15 protein-coding genes and 3 pseudogenes are annotated in these 17,292 nt (G+C 69.5%); 7 read left to right on the forward strand and 11 right to left on the reverse strand.

Annotated features, from left to right (window positions below; genetic code table 11):
* Positions 1–227: 227 nt before the first annotated feature.
* Positions 228–1,286 carry a protein kinase family protein gene (locus ABD330_RS17830; protein WP_344466249.1) on the forward strand — a complete coding sequence of 353 codons (1,059 nt, stop codon included), beginning with the start codon at positions 228–230 and terminating at the stop codon, positions 1,284–1,286.
* A 12-nt stretch (positions 1,287–1,298) separates the two neighbouring features.
* On the opposite strand, the gene ABD330_RS17835 is transcribed toward ABD330_RS17830, so the two are convergent.
* The 6 genes and pseudogenes from ABD330_RS17835 to ABD330_RS17860 all read right to left on the reverse strand — a co-directional run bounded on the left by ABD330_RS17835 (position 1,299) and on the right by ABD330_RS17860 (position 5,927).
* Positions 1,299–2,116, reverse strand: a protein-coding gene (locus ABD330_RS17835; RefSeq protein ID WP_344466132.1) for an IS5 family transposase whose coding sequence is annotated in 2 segments (ribosomal slippage) — positions 1,299–1,783 and positions 1,783–2,116 — 819 coding nt in all. Because the reading frame shifts where the segments join, the coding sequence is not laid out codon by codon here.
* A gap of 74 nt (positions 2,117–2,190) precedes the next feature.
* Positions 2,191–2,571 carry a hypothetical protein gene (locus ABD330_RS17840; protein WP_344466134.1) on the reverse strand — a complete coding sequence of 127 codons (381 nt, stop codon included), beginning with the start codon at positions 2,569–2,571 and terminating at the stop codon, positions 2,191–2,193.
* 151 nt (positions 2,572–2,722) lie between these two features.
* Entirely contained in the window at positions 2,723–3,715 is a 993-nt protein-coding gene (locus ABD330_RS17845) for an RNA ligase family protein (RefSeq protein ID WP_344466136.1), read from the reverse strand.
* 701 nt (positions 3,716–4,416) lie between these two features.
* Positions 4,417–4,809, reverse strand: coding sequence for a hypothetical protein (locus ABD330_RS17850; RefSeq protein WP_344466138.1), 393 nt, complete (start codon positions 4,807–4,809; stop codon positions 4,417–4,419).
* A 255-nt stretch (positions 4,810–5,064) separates the two neighbouring features.
* Positions 5,065–5,202: pseudogene (locus tag ABD330_RS17855) on the reverse strand (exodeoxyribonuclease III); the annotation flags it as partial.
* Positions 5,187–5,927, reverse strand: a complete 741-nt coding sequence (locus ABD330_RS17860) for a DUF7019 family protein (protein ID WP_344466140.1) — start codon at positions 5,925–5,927, stop codon at positions 5,187–5,189. The gene ABD330_RS17860 and the pseudogene ABD330_RS17855, both read right to left, overlap by 16 nt.
* A gap of 749 nt (positions 5,928–6,676) precedes the next feature.
* Between ABD330_RS17860 and ABD330_RS17865 the strand changes: the two genes are divergently transcribed.
* Both ABD330_RS17865 and ABD330_RS17870 read left to right on the forward strand, forming a co-directional pair.
* Entirely contained in the window at positions 6,677–8,251 is a 1,575-nt protein-coding gene (locus ABD330_RS17865; protein WP_344466142.1) for an HD domain-containing phosphohydrolase, read from the forward strand.
* Between the two features lie 149 nt (positions 8,252–8,400).
* Positions 8,401–8,976 (forward strand): class I SAM-dependent methyltransferase, encoded by a 576-nt coding sequence (locus tag ABD330_RS17870; RefSeq protein ID WP_344466144.1) that lies wholly within the window; start codon positions 8,401–8,403, stop codon positions 8,974–8,976.
* Positions 8,977–9,076: 100 nt separating this feature from the next.
* On the opposite strand, the gene ABD330_RS17875 is transcribed toward ABD330_RS17870, so the two are convergent.
* On the reverse strand, positions 9,077–9,952 hold the full coding sequence (locus ABD330_RS17875; RefSeq protein WP_344466146.1) for a LodA/GoxA family CTQ-dependent oxidase: 876 nt from the start codon (positions 9,950–9,952) through the stop codon (positions 9,077–9,079).
* 71 nt (positions 9,953–10,023) lie between these two features.
* Positions 10,024–10,446 carry a LodA/GoxA family CTQ-dependent oxidase gene (locus tag ABD330_RS17880; RefSeq protein ID WP_344466148.1) on the reverse strand — a complete coding sequence of 141 codons (423 nt, stop codon included), beginning with the start codon at positions 10,444–10,446 and terminating at the stop codon, positions 10,024–10,026.
* A gap of 303 nt (positions 10,447–10,749) precedes the next feature.
* Here ABD330_RS17880 and ABD330_RS17885 point away from each other — a divergent pair, with 303 nt between their 5' ends.
* The gene (locus ABD330_RS17885) at positions 10,750–11,835 is read left to right on the forward strand and encodes a hypothetical protein (RefSeq protein ID WP_344466150.1); all 1,086 of its coding nucleotides are present in this window, start codon (positions 10,750–10,752) and stop codon (positions 11,833–11,835) included.
* Between the two features lie 292 nt (positions 11,836–12,127).
* Here the strand turns inward: ABD330_RS17885 and ABD330_RS17890 are convergent, their stop codons facing one another.
* Positions 12,128–12,250, reverse strand: coding sequence for a hypothetical protein (locus ABD330_RS17890; protein ID WP_344466257.1), 123 nt, complete (start codon positions 12,248–12,250; stop codon positions 12,128–12,130).
* Positions 12,251–12,414: 164 nt separating this feature from the next.
* On the opposite strand from ABD330_RS17890, the pseudogene ABD330_RS17895 reads away from it, so the two are divergent.
* Together ABD330_RS17895 and ABD330_RS17900 are read left to right on the forward strand one after the other, a co-directional pair.
* Positions 12,415–12,690: pseudogene (locus tag ABD330_RS17895) on the forward strand (flavodoxin family protein); the annotation flags it as partial.
* Positions 12,691–13,130: 440 nt separating this feature from the next.
* Entirely contained in the window at positions 13,131–14,150 is a 1,020-nt protein-coding gene (locus tag ABD330_RS17900; RefSeq protein ID WP_344466152.1) for a sacsin N-terminal ATP-binding-like domain-containing protein, read from the forward strand.
* Between the two features lie 366 nt (positions 14,151–14,516).
* On the opposite strand, the gene ABD330_RS17905 is transcribed toward ABD330_RS17900, so the two are convergent.
* The gene (locus tag ABD330_RS17905; RefSeq protein WP_344466154.1) at positions 14,517–14,678 is read right to left on the reverse strand and encodes a hypothetical protein; all 162 of its coding nucleotides are present in this window, start codon (positions 14,676–14,678) and stop codon (positions 14,517–14,519) included.
* Positions 14,679–14,893: 215 nt separating this feature from the next.
* Between ABD330_RS17905 and ABD330_RS17910 the strand changes: the two are divergent.
* Positions 14,894–15,250, forward strand: a pseudogene (locus tag ABD330_RS17910) (glycoside hydrolase family 125 protein); the annotation flags it as partial.
* Here ABD330_RS17910 and ABD330_RS17915 read toward each other — a convergent pair.
* A complete protein-coding gene (locus ABD330_RS17915; RefSeq protein ID WP_344466156.1) occupies positions 15,214–16,743 on the reverse strand; it encodes a hypothetical protein in 1,530 nt (509 codons plus the stop codon). The pseudogene ABD330_RS17910 and the gene ABD330_RS17915 sit on opposite strands and share 37 nt — an antisense overlap.
* Positions 16,744–17,292 lie beyond the last annotated feature (549 nt).

Raw genomic sequence — 17,292 nt, forward strand, 5'->3', positions numbered from 1 at the left:
AGCCGCGAGCAGGCTATTTCTGCACCTCCCGAAGGCAGGCCCCGGGCCGCACCAGCTGCTCAACGCCCTCTCGGAACCGATCGGGCGCCAGGGCCGCCCCCGGCGACCGTTCCCGATCCTGCTCTCGGAAGGGGTCGTTTCCGAGAGCAAAGGCGATCTTGGCAGATAAGTTCGATTGTGTTCGTATGATCACTGACGCCCTGGTTCGGGGCACCGAGGAGCTGTTGATGCGTCACCCCGACACCACGTACGCCGCGCGGCTTGCCGCCTACGGGAGCGTGGCCACCCGCCTGTCCCTGCTGAGCGACAGGCGGCTCGGCGATGTCGTGGCATCCGCCTCGGCGGTTGGAGCCGGCATCGGCGGCAGGTCCGCGGAACTGGACATCGACGGGATACGGGTCTTCGTCAAGAGGCTGCCGCTGACGGACGTCGAGACCCGGCCGGACAACGTGCGGTCAACGGCGAACCTCTTCGGTCTGCCGATGTTCTACCAGTACGGAGTGGGATCGGCCGGCTTCGGCGCTTGGCGGGAACTGGCCGTACACACCATGACCACCAACTGGGTCCTGGGCAGGGAGTACGCGGGTTTTCCGCTGATGTATCACTGGCGTGTGCTGCCCGACTCCCCTCCCGAGGGCTTCGTGGACGAGTTCGGCGGGGTCGACGGAGCAGTCGCGCACTGGGACGGCTCACCGGCCGTGCGCGAGCGGTTGGAGGCCATCGGCCGGTCCTCCTACAGCCTGGTGCTCTTCCTGGAGCATGTACCGCAGACACTCGGCACGTGGCTGCACGAGCGTCGGGAGACTACCGTGCCCGGCACCGCGTTCTCGTATTCGTGGGTCGAAGACGGCTTGGCGCAGGGTACGGCGTTCATGAGCTCTCGCGGACTCGTGCACTTCGATGCCCATTTCCACAACCTCCTGACCGACGGCCGGCTGATCTACTTCGCGGACTTCGGGCTGGCCCTGAGTTCGGGTTTCGAGCTCTCAGCGGCCGAGGAGCAGTTCCTCTCGGACCATCTCACCTACGACCGCCACTACACCGCGAGCCATCTCATCCGCCATCACCTCGTCGACGGCCTCCGGGGCGGCATGGATGCAGGCGCGTTCCTGCGAGAGTGGGTCGAAGGGCGAAGGCCCGATGGCGTTCCGCCTGAGATCGCGGCAGTCATCGAACGTCATGCCCGGGGCGCCGTTGTCCTGGACGGGTTCCACCGCCAGCTGCTGTCGGAGAGCAAGCGGACGCCGTTTCCGGTCACCGAACTCAACCGTGCCGCTGGAGCCTGAGGGAATGGCCGGTCATGCCCCTTCGTCCTGTGGACGAGCTTGACGAAGTCGACATCGAGGCGCGGCCCGCACACCTTGGGTACCAGTGTGGAGGTCGAGGCGCCGTTCCCGGCGGATGGCGAGGCGCTTGAACCGGTGGAGCAGGGCGAAGGTCTGCTCCACCACGTGGCGGAGCTTTCCCAGGCCTTTGATGTCGGGCCGGCCCTTGCGGGAGATGACCGGCAGGATCCCGCGTTCGTGCAGTGCGCGGCGGTTGGGGTTGCTGTCGTAGCCCTTGTCGCCCAGGAGGGCGTCGGGGCGCTTGCGGGGGTGTCCGACGCGGCCGGCCACGGGTGGGATGCCGTCGACCAGGGCGAGGGTCTGGGTGACGTCGTTGACGTTGGCCGCGGTGGTGATCACGTGGAGCGGGACACCGCCGCCGTCGCAGACCAGGTGGTGCTTGCTGCCCCTCTTGCGGCGGCCGACCGGCGACGGGCCCGTCGCCGGGCCCCCTTTTTCGCGCGTACGTGGGAGGCGTCCACGCACGCGCGGGACCAGTCCGGCTCGCCGGCCGCGTTCAGCTCTGCGAGCAGTGTCCGGTGAAGCCGGTCGAACACCCCGGCCTGCTGCCACCGCTCCAGGCGCTGCCAGCAGGTCTGCCCGGAGCCGAAGCCCAGCTCCAGGGGCAGTTGCTGCCACGGGATCCCGGTGTACAGAACGAAGAGGATGCCCTGCAGGCACAGCCGGTCCGACACCGGCCTCGGGCCGGGAGACCGCTCGGGCCTGGCCGGCAGAACCGGCTCGATCACCGCCCACAACTCGTCATCCACGGCCCACGGCTTGGTACTCACACCATCACGAACAGCTCAATCGTCGTACCGGTCACGGTCGACCTGCACCAACTCACAAGATCGTGTTACGAGCTCTACGTGTCCTGCGACGAATCGAGCAGCCAACGAGGGGCATTGACGTCGGTGCGGCTTGGTGTGGGACAGGCCTCGGCGATCACCGCCCATGCCGCGACACCTACGAGCGGCATCCTTGCGACACCCCGCCGCCTCTGGACGACTCCCAGTTCACCGGAGCGTTCCAGTGGCTGGGCGACCTGGACGAGGTCATCCCCAGGCAATTCGAGCGGCTCCAGGAGCTGGACGACATCGCCTCCCGGAGGACCACGATCTTCTGGTGCGCCCCCTCCTTCGAGCACTTCGCCTACCGGTTCTGGCTTGAGAACCGTCTCTGGCGTGCCATCCACGGCAACAGCGCAGAGCCACTCGACACCGCGATGCAGGAATATCTTGATCATTACAAGGCCCCGTCGCCTCACGGAGCCTGACGGCAGCACGGGTCCGCCGACGTTTCGAACCATTCACGACGCCGGCCAGCGCATTCACTCTCGGCATCACTGCTGGTCAATCAGGTAGCGCTTCCGGGTTGCGTCCCATGCGGCAGTGGAACTACGGCCGCCGGGCGGCACGGTCGTCTGCGTCGTGCTGTGCCAGGGCCCGGGCCGCCGGCCGGAGGGCCTCGCGGCACGGCTGCGCGTACTCGCCCAGGCCGCCCACGGCGGCGTGCAGGTCGGCCAGCGCATCAGCGACGATCTCCTGCGCCACGGTGTCCAGCGGAACACCGGGTCCGAGCTTGCTGACCGCGGCGGCCGCTCGTGCGGGGGCGAGCAGCGCGACCGCCTCCGCCAGGAGCCAGGCGGGCAGCCCGGCTGCACCGCGGGGCGGCGGTGCATAGGGCCGGGAACCGTCGTACCGGGAGTCCTCCGCGAAGCGGTCGATCTTCGCTTTGGCCTGCGGGCGCGCCTCGCCGTGCCACTCGTCCGCGACCGAGACCACGATCCCCTCCGCGCGGTTGCCGGGAATCGGCGGCAGGCCCAGCAGTGCCGGAACCAGTGTGTCGCCGCCGGGGGCGATGGCCTGGACGTGGTGCAGCGGCCCGACGGCGAGCAGCGGAACGCAGAGCAGACCGGCGCGCGCTGCGGCGTCGCGCATCGGTTCCTGGGCGGTCCAGACCCGGCCTCCGGCGGTGTCCACCGCCGTGTCGAAGATCAGCAGTTCCAGGCCGGGCGCGTACCAGACGCCGGTCTGCACGGGCTGGAAGCCGGGCGGCACGGGCACGTCAGGATGCGGGTAACGGCCACCGGCCAGCTCCCCGAACGCTGTCACCTCGGCGTCGGGGCCGTAGTGCTCACGCAGCAGCGCGGCGTACCGCCGGACCCCGACACTGAGCTGCGGCCAGATCCGGGAGAGGCCGAAGAAGCCGTCCAACTCGGCGCTGCCCAATCGGCGCTTGCGGTTGGCGGCCAGCACGGTCCCGTCGGGCCGGCAGTTCACGGCGATGTGGGCGCCGTGCACCTTCTCGGTGACCGCCCAGGCTTGGGCGCGGTAGGAGGAGAGGCCGTGACGCTCGGGGATCTTCGGGTACGGGCGGTACGGGTCCATCCCAGCATCGTGCCCGAACGCGCGACAGCGCGGTAGCGGATAGCCGCTGACGCACCACCAGACCCCTGCTCGCACGGGTGTTCGGCCCGAAGGATCCCCTGCCGGCCGACCTGGCGGGCCGACCAGCCGTCGCGGATCAGCAGGTCCCGCAGCGTGAACTCGAACTCCCGGTCCGACAGTGAGCCGATCTCGGCCGGAGTCAGCCGCAGACGGGCCAGCCGGTCGGCGCGGACACGGCCAGCCGCTTGCCGGCGGACCCCAAGTACGACCACGGCCACGACCCCGCACACGGCCAGCGCGGCCAGGATCGGCCAGCCGCTGAGCACGGCGCGAAAGACCGCGACGGCGGCCTGTACGCAGCCATGCCACCAGGGCGACGGCGACCGCGACGGCCGCGGCCTGCTCGGCAGTGCCGCGCGGCCTTCTCATCCGGAACCGGCGCCTGGCCATCAGTGCGCCGCAGGGACCGAGACGGACGGAGAAGGCGTCGTCGGCGAGGTGGTGCTCGCATCGGCGAAGCCGACGAAGTGCCCCCACAGCCAGACCACCGCGATGGCGCCGGCGATCACCCAGCCGCACCACGCGTTCGGCGTCCTCGGGTGCGAGCGTACACAGCCCCGCCAAGCGGTCGGCGGCTGCGGCCACTGCCCGCTCGACGCCCACCGCCCCCAGCACGTCGGCAAGAGCGCACGGGCCCTCGGTCAGCGGCGTGCCCGCCTCCACATGAGTGCCCGACGGGACGCACGGCACCCCCTGCCCTCGAGGAGGCCGAACAGCCACCCCTCGTGCTGCCCACGCGTGCAGAAGGTGCCACCGCCGGAGGTGAGGCGCCCTCCGTCCGACGGCTCGAAGTGCGCCGGGGTCGGCCCCTGAGTGAGTTCGACGCCCGTCTCGGTGTGGTGGACGTAGCCGGCCTCGGGGGCGAGCCAGGCCGGGCACGCAGGCGGCCGGGCGAGCAGGAGGTCGGCGACGCTCCCGGCGTCCCCGGCCGCTGCCAGGGCCCGCACGATCCGTTGGGCGTCCGGCGCCGAGACGCCGGTGCCGGCCAGGACGCGCTCGAGGTCGGGCAGGAAGTCAAAGCCGTGGGCATCCACGGGCGGCATCATAGGAAGCCGCTCTGACATGTCGTCGGCTCAATCGCTGAAGGCGCACGCCCCGCCAAATGGAACGCTCGGGACGAAGCAGGTCCTCCCGGAGGACCTGGTGCACGTCCGGCCGCGCATGTACCGTTCCCGCGCCGGCTGCACCGTAGACCGTCCAGGGACCAGGCGCAGCCGGCGCGGTCAGGCCCCTCTGCGGCTCAGAGGTTCTGGCTGTACAGGACAGAGGGGTTCCATCTTCCTGTGCAGTTATTGCCAGAAGTCGAACTCAGCGGTGACGGGCGCGTGGTCGCTCCAGCGTTCGGCGTGGGTGGCGGCGCGTTCGACGTAGGCCTCGACGGCCCTGTCGGCAAGGGATTTTATAGAAACAATTAGGTCTGCTCTCCAGCGTCGTGATCTTCTGCCATCGCTACATAGATGGGGGTGCCAATGATCACCGAATGGATGACGGGTTCGTATCCAACTGTTCCTTGGACAATGGCCATGGCAAGGAACTCCAGGTGCTGAGCCGGTCCGCCGAGAGGGATTTCCATCGCTTCATGGAGCAGCCTCTCGTCATTTCTTCGACCTACGCCGAACTTCGGGTCAGGAGCGAGATTTTCCCTGATTACTGCCATAATGTTGGGCATGGCCGATCCGGCAACCAGGTCCCTGTTTTCTTTGGCAGGCCTTTCCCCTAGGACATGTCGCCTGGAGCCTGCAAGGATCACGGAATGGGATTCGCTATCGCCCCGGAAAAACACCGTGTCCCGTTTTGAGTCGTCGTCGGGGCCTTGGTGTGGATTGAGCCAGCCCCACTGCATGGGAATTGACCCCCGGAAATAACCAGTTCCTGGCGTACTGCAGGTGCCCACATGGTGGTTCTTGTCGATGTAGTGCTCCACAAGCGCCAATTTGGCCATGCGCGTGGCCTGCGGAGGACTTTTCTGACCCAGCGTGACACTTGCAAGCTTGAGGTCGATCTTGGCTTCGGCACTGATTCGTCGACGCAGGTTCGGATCGATCTGCTCGAAGAGATTGTCCAGCTTGGTGTCAGAAACGTAGATAAAGTTTCGCAGCGGCTTTCTCTTGCGGTGAAAAACTCGCAAAGCCGGTCCTCCAGCCTGTGTCATGCCAAGCCATGCTGTACCGATGAAATGGTGTCGATGATTGCTTGTGGCCCTACCTGCCTTGATCCGAGGTCAGCCGGATTCCCGGGTGCGGCACCAAGCGTCGCCATCTGGAGCGTAACGGAGACTCGCGCCGAGGGCGCTCACCGCAGACCCCGTGCGCCTGGAGTCGTGGTGTGCGTAGGAAGGCGAAGGAGAGTCTGCGCCCGCCAAGGCTTGACCACCGCCGGCGTGCCTCCGCGCGGCTGCTGCGGCTGGCATGGCGTGAGCGGTTCACCTGTTCAGTCGGCGTGCCGGGCGGCGCACCCACCAGGTCCCGCCGCGGGCCGTAATGTCGCGCATGGCCGGCGCGCCCCTCGGACGCGCCGATTCAGCCGAAGCGGAGATCCGCTCCTGACGCGTCCGGGACGACCCCGACAGCGGGCGGATCCCAGCGCGCCGCACACAACGTCAGGGCCTGAGCTCCTTCCCGATGGGTGCACCGAAAGCGAAGAACGCCCCTGCGAGCGGTTCCCGAACCCCAGACGGTCGGTGAGCGTGCGTCCCCCTTCGGAGGCGCGGAAGCAGGTGAGGGTGGAGCTGCCGGCGTTGGAGACGTAGAGCAGGTCGCCGATCCGGGTAACCCGGCGGTTCGCGCTTCGGCCGGTGGAGGCGAAGGCCGGCTGGGCGGCGGTGCCGTCGTGGTGGACGCGGAACGTGGGGCTGCAGCCGGACGCCATGCCGCGGCCCGTTCGGCGGCGTAGGGTCGTGGTGTGAGCGGTGGCGATGCCGGTCCGCGGTTGCGGCTGGCCGAGCTGGTCGCCGCGCTGTCGTTGGGCGTCGACCTCGGCTTCGGCCAGCCGATGGAGCACGTGCTGCGACAGTGCCTGATCGCCCTACGCCTGGCCGAGCGGATCGGCCTGGACGACGAGGAGCGGGTCGCCGTCTACTACACGGCACTGTTGGTGAACGTGGGTTGCCACTCGGATGCCCACGAGCAGGCGAAGTGGTTCGGCGACGACATCGCGTTGAAGGCCGGCAAGTACCGGTACGAGCAGCGCAGCCTGGCCGGTGCCGTTGCGGCGGTGCGGCTGATCGGGTCGGGCAACCCGCCGCTGCACCGGTTCCGGGTCGGGCTGGAGTTCGCCTTGGGCGGCTTCCACGAGGTGGACCGGATGATCAGCGGCCACGCTGCCCTGGCCGCCTTGCTGGCCGGGCGGCTCGCACTGCCGGACTCCGTCCGGCGTGCGGTGGCCGCCTCCTACGAGCAGTGGGACGGACGCGGCTGGCCCGGGGAGCTCAAGGGCGAAGCCGTACCGATCGCGTCGCGCCTGGCGCAGCTGGCCGAGTTCATCGAGGTCGCGCACCGCCTGGGTGGCACCGCGGCCGCCACGGCGCTGGCCGAACGGCGCGCCGGGTCCCAGTTCGATCCCCGTCTCGCGGCCGTGCTCTGCCGGGACGCCGACACGGTGCTCGGGGAACTGGACGCGGTGCACACCTGGGAGGCGGTGATCGCCGCCGAACCGGCGCTGGGGGTGTGGCTGGGCGGGGAGCAGTTCGACCAGGCGCTGCTGGCCGTCGCCGACTTCGTCGACCTGAAGTCGCCCTACACCCTGGGACATGCGCGGGCCGTGGCCGACCTGGTCGACGCGGCCGCCACTGGACTGGGCCTCGCCGAGGACCAGCGGACCCAACTTCACCGGGCCGCCCTGCTCCACGGCCTGGGACGCCTGGGTGTGTCGAACGCGATCTGGGACAAGCCCGGGCCGCTCGGCACGGGCGAACGGGAACGGGTGCGCCTGCAGCCCTACCTGACGGAGCGCATGCTCTGCCAGTCGCCGACGCTGGCCCCGCTCGGGGCGATCGCCGTGCAACACCGGGAGCGGCTGGACGGCTCCGGCTACCCGCGCGGACTCACGGCGCCCGCCATCTCCCGGTGGGCCCGGATCCTCGGCACGGCGGACGCCTATCGGTCCATGATCGAGCCACGGCCGCACCGCGGCGCCCTGACCGCACCGCAGGCCGCCGCCGAGCTGCGCGCCGAGGCCGCGGCCGGCCGACTCGACGCGGAGGCCGTCACGGCGGTGCTCGCCGGAGCGGGCCATCGCGTCCCCCGTCGAACCACTGGACCCGCGGGTTTGACCGGGCGCGAGATCGACGTGCTGCGGCTGCTGGCCCGCGGCCTGTCCAACAAGGAGATCGCGAGCCGCCTGGTCATCTCCCCGAAGACCGCCCGCAACCACGTCGAGCACATCTACGCCAAGATCGACACCTCCAGCCGCGCCGGCGCCTGCCTCTTCGCGCTGGAGAACGGCCTGCTGCCGCAGACCGAGGCGGCCACCGCCTGAGGACGGCCCGAAAGATGAGGCAACCGCCCCACGCGGTGCCCGCCTTCAGGTCCGTAGCGTCGAAGGCGTACCGGGCGCGTGAGCCCGGTGGTGAGGAATCGAGGCGGCCATGAGCATCCACACGGCGTTCTTCGCACTGACCTACGACCGTGCCATGGGAGATCGGTGCCGGGACCGGCGCCAACCTCGAGCTGTACGGCCCCGACGTAGTCTCCCTGACCGCTACCGAGCCCGAAGCCACGATGCTCCGCCGACTCGAACGACACGTCCGGGAACGCGCACCGCACACCACCGTGCTCCGCGCCCCGGCCGAGGACCTCCCCTTCGAGGACGACAACTTCGACACGGTCGTCTCCACCTTGGTCCTGTGCGGCGTCGCCGACCAGCAGCGCGCCCTGCGCCAGATCGGCCGAGTACTGCGTCCTGGCGGACAGCTGCTCTTCCTCGAACACGTACGCTCCCGAGACCCGCAGCTCGCCCGCACCCAGGACCGCTTCAACTGGCTCAACCGCCTGGTGGTCTGCTGCGAGTGCAACCGCCCGACCCTCGATTCGATCGAGGCTGCCGGCTTCGAGGTCGAGTCCGTCGAGCACGGCGAACTGCCCAAGGCACCTCCGTTCGTCCGCCCACTGATCCTCGGCACCGCGCGGCGGCCGCAGAAGGTCAACGCCCCAAGCCCGCACCTGGACGGAACCACCAGGACCCGAACCCGTGAGGTGCCCTGACATTTCGGTCGCACTGCCGGTAACAGCCGTGGTCGCCGCTCTGGGTGGGCAGCACGACGACCACGGAAGCTGAAACCAGATAGCCGAACTTCTCTCAGGGTTACTGGAGTTGGTCGAGGTCGAAGGCGGCGGTCACCGGTGCGTGGTCGCTCCAGCGCTCGGCGTGGGTGGCGGCGCGCTCGACGCGGGCGGAGATGCAGGTGTCCGCGAGTTTCTGACTGGCCATCAGGCAGTCGATCCGCCAGCGGAACGACGCCTTTTCTAAAAGGTCCACCCGTTCGAGTGCAGCCTGTTCGGGGGTGCCTGCTGGCCTGGGCGGTGGGGGGATGCGCATGGGCGGGCCGTTGACCGACAGCGCCGTCTCGGGGGTGAGGACTGTGCCGTACGGGGGCTCCGGGCGGTCCGCCGGGCGGTGGCGGATCCGGAACGGCGCCATGAACATCGACGGGTGCCGGATCGGCCACGTGACCTCGCAGCCGGGGTGGAAGGTGTCGGCGAGGCAGAAGTCCAGCGCCGCCCGGTCGAGGGCGGCCGGCTGCTCGGCGACCGGCAGTTCGCCCAGCTCGCGGACCGGCGTGACGGTGCCCCAGTCGTCGACGAAGTTGCCGTCCGCCCAGTACTGGAACATCCGGTACTGGGTCGGCGACAGTGCCAGATGCTGCAGCGGCGTGCGCGGCGGGATGGCCATCCCGTCCCCGTACAGCCAGGACCAGGGCACCGGGGACTCGCCGTCGCGGTCGTACGCGCGCAGGGCGTCGAAGACCTGGTGGCGCAGCGCCCGGCGGCCCGGGTCGGTGCTGCTGAGGTGGGCCATGGTGTCCGGGTTGACGAAAGGGGCGAGGCCCTGGTGGCCGTAGAAGCCGGCGAAGCCGTGGTTGACCCACTGGTGGTCGCGCAGGCGCTCCAGCAGCGGTGCGATGTGGCGGGTGAAGGAGACCTTCTCCGGGAACGGCAGGGCGCCGGTGGAGACGAACACGTCGTACAGCAGGTCGCACAGGGTGCGGATGCCCTTGACGGGGGCGCGTAGTTCGGCGGCGCGACCACCACTCAGGCCGGGTCCACCGGGAGCTCGCGGCCGCCGACCGAGACCGTGGCGGTGACCGGTCCGTCGCCGGTGTCGTCGTGCCAGCCCTCGTTGTTGGCGAAGGTGATGACCGGCTGCCCGTCGTAGGAGGCGGATGCGCCGAAGCCGCCGAGCACCAGCAGCCGGCCCTCCTCGTCGGTGCGCAGCTCGCCGAGGTACACCTCCTTGCCCATGAAGGTGCCGTCGGCGAAGTGGTACGCGGGGCCCGAGGCAGTACTCCTCCGGCGAGTTCCCCACCGGGGCGACCCCGATGGCGGGGCGGATGACGGCGCGGACGACTTCGTCGAGCATGGGCGGTGCTTCCAACGTCTGCGAACGTTCAGGGAGAAGGGCTGTTCGTAGGCGGAAGGTTGGGTGCGGCGGTACGGGGTCGAACGGAGTGACACGGAGTGAGACTCGAACGAGTGAAGGGAGTTGTCGTGCGGGGGCGGGCGAACAATAGATGTTCACAGGATTGACGGTCTCCTGACAGGTCTGCTTTCCTCGGAGTACGGCGCGGCTCCCTACTCGGGGCCAAGGTCACCACTTTTACCCCACAAGGCAGTTGGTGAGGTCAGGTGCAACGACTCGCACCACCGACCGGGCCTTCGGCGCTTCTTCACCGCTCTCGTTCCACCTGCTCGACCGCTCCGCCTACCCGAGCGGCGCGGCCCCATCGAGAGAGGAACTCCCCCACCATGGGTCACTCCATGCTCCGTCGTACCTCCCGTGCCACGCTCACTGGTGCCGCCGCCCTCGCCCTGGCGGCCGGTACGGCGCTGGCCATCGTGCCCCAGGCCTCGGCGCTGGTCCCCGCGAGCGCCGGCTCGACCACGTCCACCGTGCGGCACGGCGTCATGACGACGGTCCAGCAGGCCGCCCAGAACCGCGCCCACCAGGCGGCGACCAGCGCGAACACCCTCAGCTACGGCGGTGGCACCGGCGGCGTCGGCGTCAACGACGGGCACTCCAAGGTGTACCTGGTCTTCTACGGCAACCAGTGGGGCACCAAGAGCACCGACAGCCACGGCAACGCCACCTTCTCGAAGGACCCCTCGCACGTCGCCTCGCCCACCCAGCAGATGTTCAAGGGCATAGGCACCGGCGGTGAGAAGTGGTCCGCCGACCTGACCCAGTGGTGCGACGGTGCCGTGGCGGCGGGTGCGACCAGCTGTCCGTCCAACGGCAGCTTCGTGCCCTACCAGACCGGCGGCGTGCTCTCCGGCGTCTGGTACGACAACTCGGCGGCCTCGCCGAGCTCCGCGACCGGCCACCAGCTCGGGCAGGAGGCGGTCAAGGCGGCCGCGCACTTCGGCAACACCACCGCCGCCTCCAACCGGCACACGTACTACGTCATCCTCTCCCCGCACGGCGCCAACCCGGACGGCTACTTCAACAACTACTGCGCCTGGCACGACTACACGGGCGACAGCACGCTGACCGGCGGCGCGGTGACCTCCCCCTACGGCCCGCTGGCCTTCAGCAACCAGCCCTACAACACCGACATGGGCGCCAGTTGTGGCGTCGGATTCGCCAACTCGCCCGGAACGCTGGACGGTTGGACGATGACCCTGGGCCACGAGTGGCACGAGATGATGTCGGACCAGTTCCCGGCGGGCGGCTGGACCAACGCAAGCTCGGGCGAGGAGAACTCGGACGAGTGCGCCTGGATAGCCAAGGGCCAGCCGGGCGGTGCGGCGAACGTGACCATGGGCACCGCCGGCACCTTCACCGAGCAGGCCAGCTGGTCGAACGACACCAACTCCTGCGCGATCACCCACGCGATCCTGCACTGACCTGACGCACGAGCCCCGCCGACGACAGCCGTCGGCGGGACTCGTGCGCGCCGAGGGTGGGATGCATCCCGCGGATGCCGGTTGTCGATGCCGGGCCAACCGGAGTGACACGGGGTGTGATCCGAAGGAGTGGGGAGTCGGACTCCTGACGGGCCGTCTCCTGGCCGGCGAGGACGCGCAGGCAGTACCTGGCCGGCACCTGGACCGCCGGAACCGGTCCCGTGGGGTGCCGCCGGCCGGGGCCGAGGCGCCACTTGGCCAGGGGAGTCGCGGTCACCATTCGCGATCGAGGTCATGCCGAACTGGTCGCCCGGGCGCTTTCGGGGCGGCGGACGTACGACGCCACCGCCCGCATCACGTCGACCTCGGTGCCCGCCCGCCACTGCGCCGGCAGTCGCCGGGCGTCCAGGCTCATCGGTTCCGTGTGAGGTCGGTCGAGTAGCGCTGCTACGGCTGGGGGCGGGTTGTGCAGCGGGTGCCTCACGCCGCTACACGGACTCGGCTCTTGCGTACACGTCGGCGAATTCCCGAATTCACAGCTACAACGCCGCAGGTCAGGTAGGGCGCCAGAGCGTTCCGCCGATCTGGCTGGGGAACAACTCCTCGGTCATGAAGAAGGCGATCGAGAGGCTGTCCGCCTGCTCGTCGATCCTCAACGAGGCCGGGCAGTAGGCCCATTACGGCTGGGTGGGCGGCTGCCTGATTACCGGCAACGAGGACGGCGCGAAGCGCTGCGCGATGAACGTGCTCTACAGCCTGCAGCACCTGGGCTACGTGATCCCGCCGCAGGCCGACGCGGGCTGGGTGGGGGAAGCCGAGCCGGGCCTGTCCTACCTGGACCCCGGGTCGGGAGGTACGCCTGAACGAGGCCCACGCCCGGCAGGTCCCGGCTGCCTATCAGCGGCACGGCAACGAGCACCGACCCCATCGCGTCCGCGACCAGCTACCACCCGACGCCCACGAGCAGACCACCACCGCACACGACCTCGAAGGCCACAGACTCCTGCGCACCCGCGTTCTCGGCGGCGTCATCAACGAGTACCGATATGCAGCCTGACCAGCAGCGACGACTTTCCGAGCCCCACAGGATTCGGGCTGAACGGGGCCGATAGACCCTCATTGCTGCCGGACATCAGGTGCCACTCACCGGCCGTGGCCGCGTCCAACCGACTCCGGCACCCCGCCGCCCCTGGTAGCTGGCCGCGATTGCCAGGCGCGCCTGCTCGGCTCCATCAGTCGTCAGGCGTACCGGCCCGTCAGATGCAGTGTCAGATGACCTCCCTAGCATGTGTGTCGTGACGGAGATCGACTCGACAACAGTGGCCATCGCGGCAGCCGACCGGCTCTTCGACGAGTACGGGGAGGAAGCCGGCCTAGCCGTTCCCGAGCCGGCGGATCGCGCTGCGGCCAGAGCAGCAGTGACTCGCCTCGGGGAGCGGTTCGCGGCGTTGCGCGGAGCCGTTCGGCATGTGTTGGCCCGGTCGAGTGACCAAGCTGCTCATCTCTCGGACGATGACCTGCAGGGTTTGTCGGAGGTAGTCCAGAACGCAGAGGACCTCGGCGCGAGCGAGGTGCGGATCCTCTTGCAGCAGGGCGAACTGCTGCTGGCTCACAACGGTGCTCCGGTGCGGCTGCCCGATGTCCTCGCGCTCGCGATGCCTTGGCTCACAACCAAGGAGGAGGATGCGGAGAGCACCGGCCGGTTCGGGATCGGTCTGATGACCCTTCGGGCGATCTCGCCGCTGCTGGAGATCCACAGCGGCCACTACGACGTCCGGTTCGGCAACTCGACGGTCACTGCAGTGGCGGGGCTGAGGACACCGTCCGGTTTCGTCGGACCGGAGTGGACGGTCCTCCGAGTGCCGTTCGAGGACGGTTCACTGACGGTCGGTGACATCAGCCGCTGGCTCTCCGGCTGGACCGACAGCGCGCTCCTGTTCCTGCGGCACGTCACGCGGATCGTCCTCCTGGGCGGGGACCTCCGTCCGTTGCGAGAGCTCCGTCTGGAGCGTGGTCGGGAGAAGGCCGAGCATCTCCTGCTGGGCGGCGCCATGCGACAGGTCCGCCTTCGGGAAGTGGAGTCGGCCGACGGAACACGATGGCTGCACTGCACGGCCGTCGTGTCGGCCCCGGAGGGCGTCCGCCGAGCCGGCAAGGCCACGGCGGACACGGTCGCGGTCTCGCTCGCGATTCCGCGCGGCGGTCCCGCGCCGGGCCAGGTGCACGTCCGTCTTCCCGTCACGGCCACGGCGCTCCCGTTCCGTATCGGAGCCTGTGTAACTGACTTGCTGTGGGCCCAGGCCGGCAGTCACTGACTTGATGTGATTGGCGAGGCAAAGGTTGAAGCGAGTGCCAGTGCCTTTGCCGAGGGGGTGCTCCGTAGGGGCAGGGATAACGGCGCGGACAGAGCCGCTCATGCTGGCCAGTGTGTCGTTGTCGCCCAGGTCGATGGCTTCCATCTTGCAAGCATCAATCACCTGGGTAGTGAAGTTCCGGGCGTACGGCTCCCAACCATCGCCGGTGCGGCGGTGCCCGACCGGCAGACGGAGTACGGTCTCCTTGCCGCGCGCGACGAATGCAGTACGCGTGCTGGCCCAGTGGGTGGCGAGGCGGCTGAACGTCGGCAGGACGTGGATGTCGATCTTGGGTTCACCGGGCAAGGCCTGTGCCCGCGCCGTCTCCTACTCGGCGTCCGTGATCGAGCCGGCGCCCCGCACTTCGTCCAGCTCGGCAAGCAGCGCTGCCCGCTCCCGCGGACACGCCACCGGATCCACCGGCGCGGCCGCTTGCGCCACCACGACCGCTGCGGCGGCCGCCTGGACCACGATGGGTGGGGAGATCACCGGAGCATCTTTGGCCAACCTCAGAGCACCAGGTGAGGAGATTCAGAGAGCCCTATCAATGAGCGGGAGACCGCCGAGGTCCTCGGCCTCACTCGGCAGAAGACGCAGCTTGTAGGCCCCTCCGTGGCCACCCGGGTCGGGTGGGCAGGCACGGCGCAGCAGTGTGATCAGCACGCTGACCAGCCGCTGGTGGCGCGGGTCATTACCGCGGTCGCGAGGCGTCCGGCGTCGGCAGCCCGCACACCCCGCCCCGGTACATCTGGCCGCCGGCGCTGGTGATGCAGGCGCTGACCAGCCGGGACGCCGACGAACGGCTCCGGCTGGCCCGCCTGCTGGCCCACACCGACGCCGGCACGGGATCGATCCACGAGAGCTTCCACTCCGACGACCAGCACACCTGCACCCGGGCCTGGTTCGGCTGGGGCAAAGCCCTCTTCAGCGAAGTGGTCCTGGAGTTGACCGGCTGCCGGGCCTCCGGCCTCCACCCGGCGCGCCGGACGGGGACCGGCACCGACGGGGCCGCCCGGCGGGCCGCTCAGACCACTCGCTTCACCCAGGGCGACTTCTGGTAGCCGCTGTCCACGTGGAAGACCTGGGGCTGCCCGAGGTAGTTCTTGACGCGGATGTTCCAGCTGGCGCCGTTCAGGGCGATCGGTGGGGCGACGTAGGTGGCCGGCTTGCCGGCCGAGCGCCACCCGGCGCAGGCCGTCTGGCAGGCGGTGACCAGGTCCGCGAAGTACGCGGCCGCCTTGGCGGGCGTCGGGTCCGCCCCCAGGTCCTCGACCGTGTGCTTGAGGCAGAGCGGGTCGGTCTCCAGCGAGGCGGTGCTGAACCCGTTCGGCAGCCAGCACTGGCCGACGGCGGTCCAGCCGGTCGCCTGGACGCCGGGCGGCAGCGCGACGTCCTGGTAGGCGAGTTTGCCCAGGCGGCCGCAGGCCACGTCCCAGTCCACGGTGTCGTCGACGAGCACCTGGACGGCCATGGAGAGCAGTCCGGCCTCGGTCGGCTTCACCCGCTTGGTGAGCTGCTGCTGCACCACCTGGCGGCAGCACCGGTCGAGCAGCAGGGTGATCTGGGCCGGGGCCAGCGCGGCGAGGCAGAGCAGCCACGGCTTCTGGTAGGTGTTCAGCAGGGTCAGGCAGGCCTGCTGGGACCCCGCGGCCACCTGCCCCAGCGGGGCGAGCGCCTGGAGGAAGCCCGGATCCAGCTGGAGCACGCAGCTGCGGAGCGAGGACTGCGCGGTGGAGCAGGTGGTGGCTGCCGACGACCTGGCTGTGGCGATCAGCTGCTTCTGCTGCTCCAGCGTGTAGGTGCAGTTGGTGACCAGACCGGTGCCCACGTCCGTGATCACCTGATCGGGTGTGACCAGCAGCAGCACGTCGGCCGCGTTCTTGCGGCAGAGGACCAGAGGTCCGGTCAGCAGGGTCAGGAACGGCCCCAGGTTCAGCGTGCCGACCTGCTGAAGGGCGGCGTCGGCCGCCTGGACGGTGGTGGAGAGCAGCGCGGCGTCGGCGTCCAGCTCCTGGTGGATGTCCAGGATGAGCGGTTCGAGGACGGTCGGCCGCTGGGCGTAGGAGGCGATCTCCGCCTGGAGGTCCGCCAGTGCCTTGACGACGGCCCGGTAGAAGGGGGTGTTGTAGACGAACCCCTCGATGTAGGTGACGGTGCCCGGCGGCAGGGTCGGCGGGGTGTCACCCGGCCCGGTCACGTCGGCCATGGTGAGGCCGTGCCGGACCTTCTGGATCTCCATGAGCCCGGTGGCCACGGCCGCGTCCAGCCCGGCCGCTCCGGCCAGGGCCCTCAGGGCCGCGAGCACCGCCTGTCCCCGAGCCGTGATCAGGGCCTGGAGCACCAGCACCCACTGGGCGCGCCGCGGTCCGGCGGAGACGTGGGCCAGTGTGACCTCCAGCGCCTTCGCCGCCCTCGCCCTCGCGCACCACGACCCGATCTCGTTCGCCTTGGCCTTGAGGACGAATTCGACGGCCGCCTTGATCGCGGCGCTGGTGGCGGGCGCGCCGCCGTTCCCGGCCGGTGCCTGTACGGGCTTGAACGGCTGCTCGGTCATCGGGTCATCCCCTGTCTGCGGTCGTCCGCCCCTGCGTCGAAGACCACCCCAGTGTGGACCAACCCGACTGCACGCGTGGGCAGTTCCCAAAGCCGGGCGCATCGGGGGGGCGAGGATCTTCGACGAGGACCTCTTGGAGAGCCAGGATGTCGGGCGCCACCTCTTGAATGGCAGTGACGCGGGCCCCTCCAGCTATCGGTGTCGCGATCGCTGAGTTCGAGCTTGTAGGCGTTGAAGTTGGCGATGCGGACCAAGGTCGGCTCCCCACCGGGAAGGTATGACTGCGGTGTCGCAAGTGGTGGCGGCGTCAGTTCGGTTGGTGTGCAGGGACATCGGAGGCGAGGCGTTGGCCCGCGATGTCGGTGGTGTACTGGCGGGCCTGGAGGAGGTAGCAGGCTCGGTAGCCGCCGTCGGGGGCTGCCATCAGCTCGGCGTGGGCGCCCTGTTCGGCGAGCTGCGTGCTCGTCGGCGCTCTAGCGCAGCTGGTCGGTCGCTGATGCCGCCTCCACCGAGCTCTGGTGACGCCACGGTCTCTCAAAACCGGCTGAG

Origin of the sequence: Kitasatospora kazusensis, assembly GCF_039529945.1 — a bacterium.
Taxonomy (GTDB): domain Bacteria; phylum Actinomycetota; class Actinomycetes; order Streptomycetales; family Streptomycetaceae; genus Kitasatospora; species Kitasatospora kazusensis.

Bases quoted from the DNA above. Each gene is read 5' to 3' on its own strand.
- ABD330_RS17830 (WP_344466249.1), top strand. From the start codon at position 228: ATGCGTCACCCCGACACCACGTACGCCGCGCGGCTTGCCGCCTACGGG.
- ABD330_RS17840 (WP_344466134.1), bottom strand. From the start codon at position 2,571: ATGATCAAGATATTCCTGCATCGCGGTGTCGAGTGGCTCTGCGCTGTT.
- ABD330_RS17845 (WP_344466136.1), bottom strand. From the start codon at position 3,715: ATGGACCCGTACCGCCCGTACCCGAAGATCCCCGAGCGTCACGGCCTC.
- ABD330_RS17860 (WP_344466140.1), bottom strand. From the start codon at position 5,927: ATGACACAGGCTGGAGGACCGGCTTTGCGAGTTTTTCACCGCAAGAGA.
- ABD330_RS17885 (WP_344466150.1), top strand. From the start codon at position 10,750: ATGCTCCGTCGTACCTCCCGTGCCACGCTCACTGGTGCCGCCGCCCTC.
- ABD330_RS17890 (WP_344466257.1), bottom strand. From the start codon at position 12,250: ATGAGCCTGGACGCCCGGCGACTGCCGGCGCAGTGGCGGGCGGGCACC.
- ABD330_RS17915 (WP_344466156.1), bottom strand. From the start codon at position 16,743: ATGACCGAGCAGCCGTTCAAGCCCGTACAGGCACCGGCCGGGAACGGC.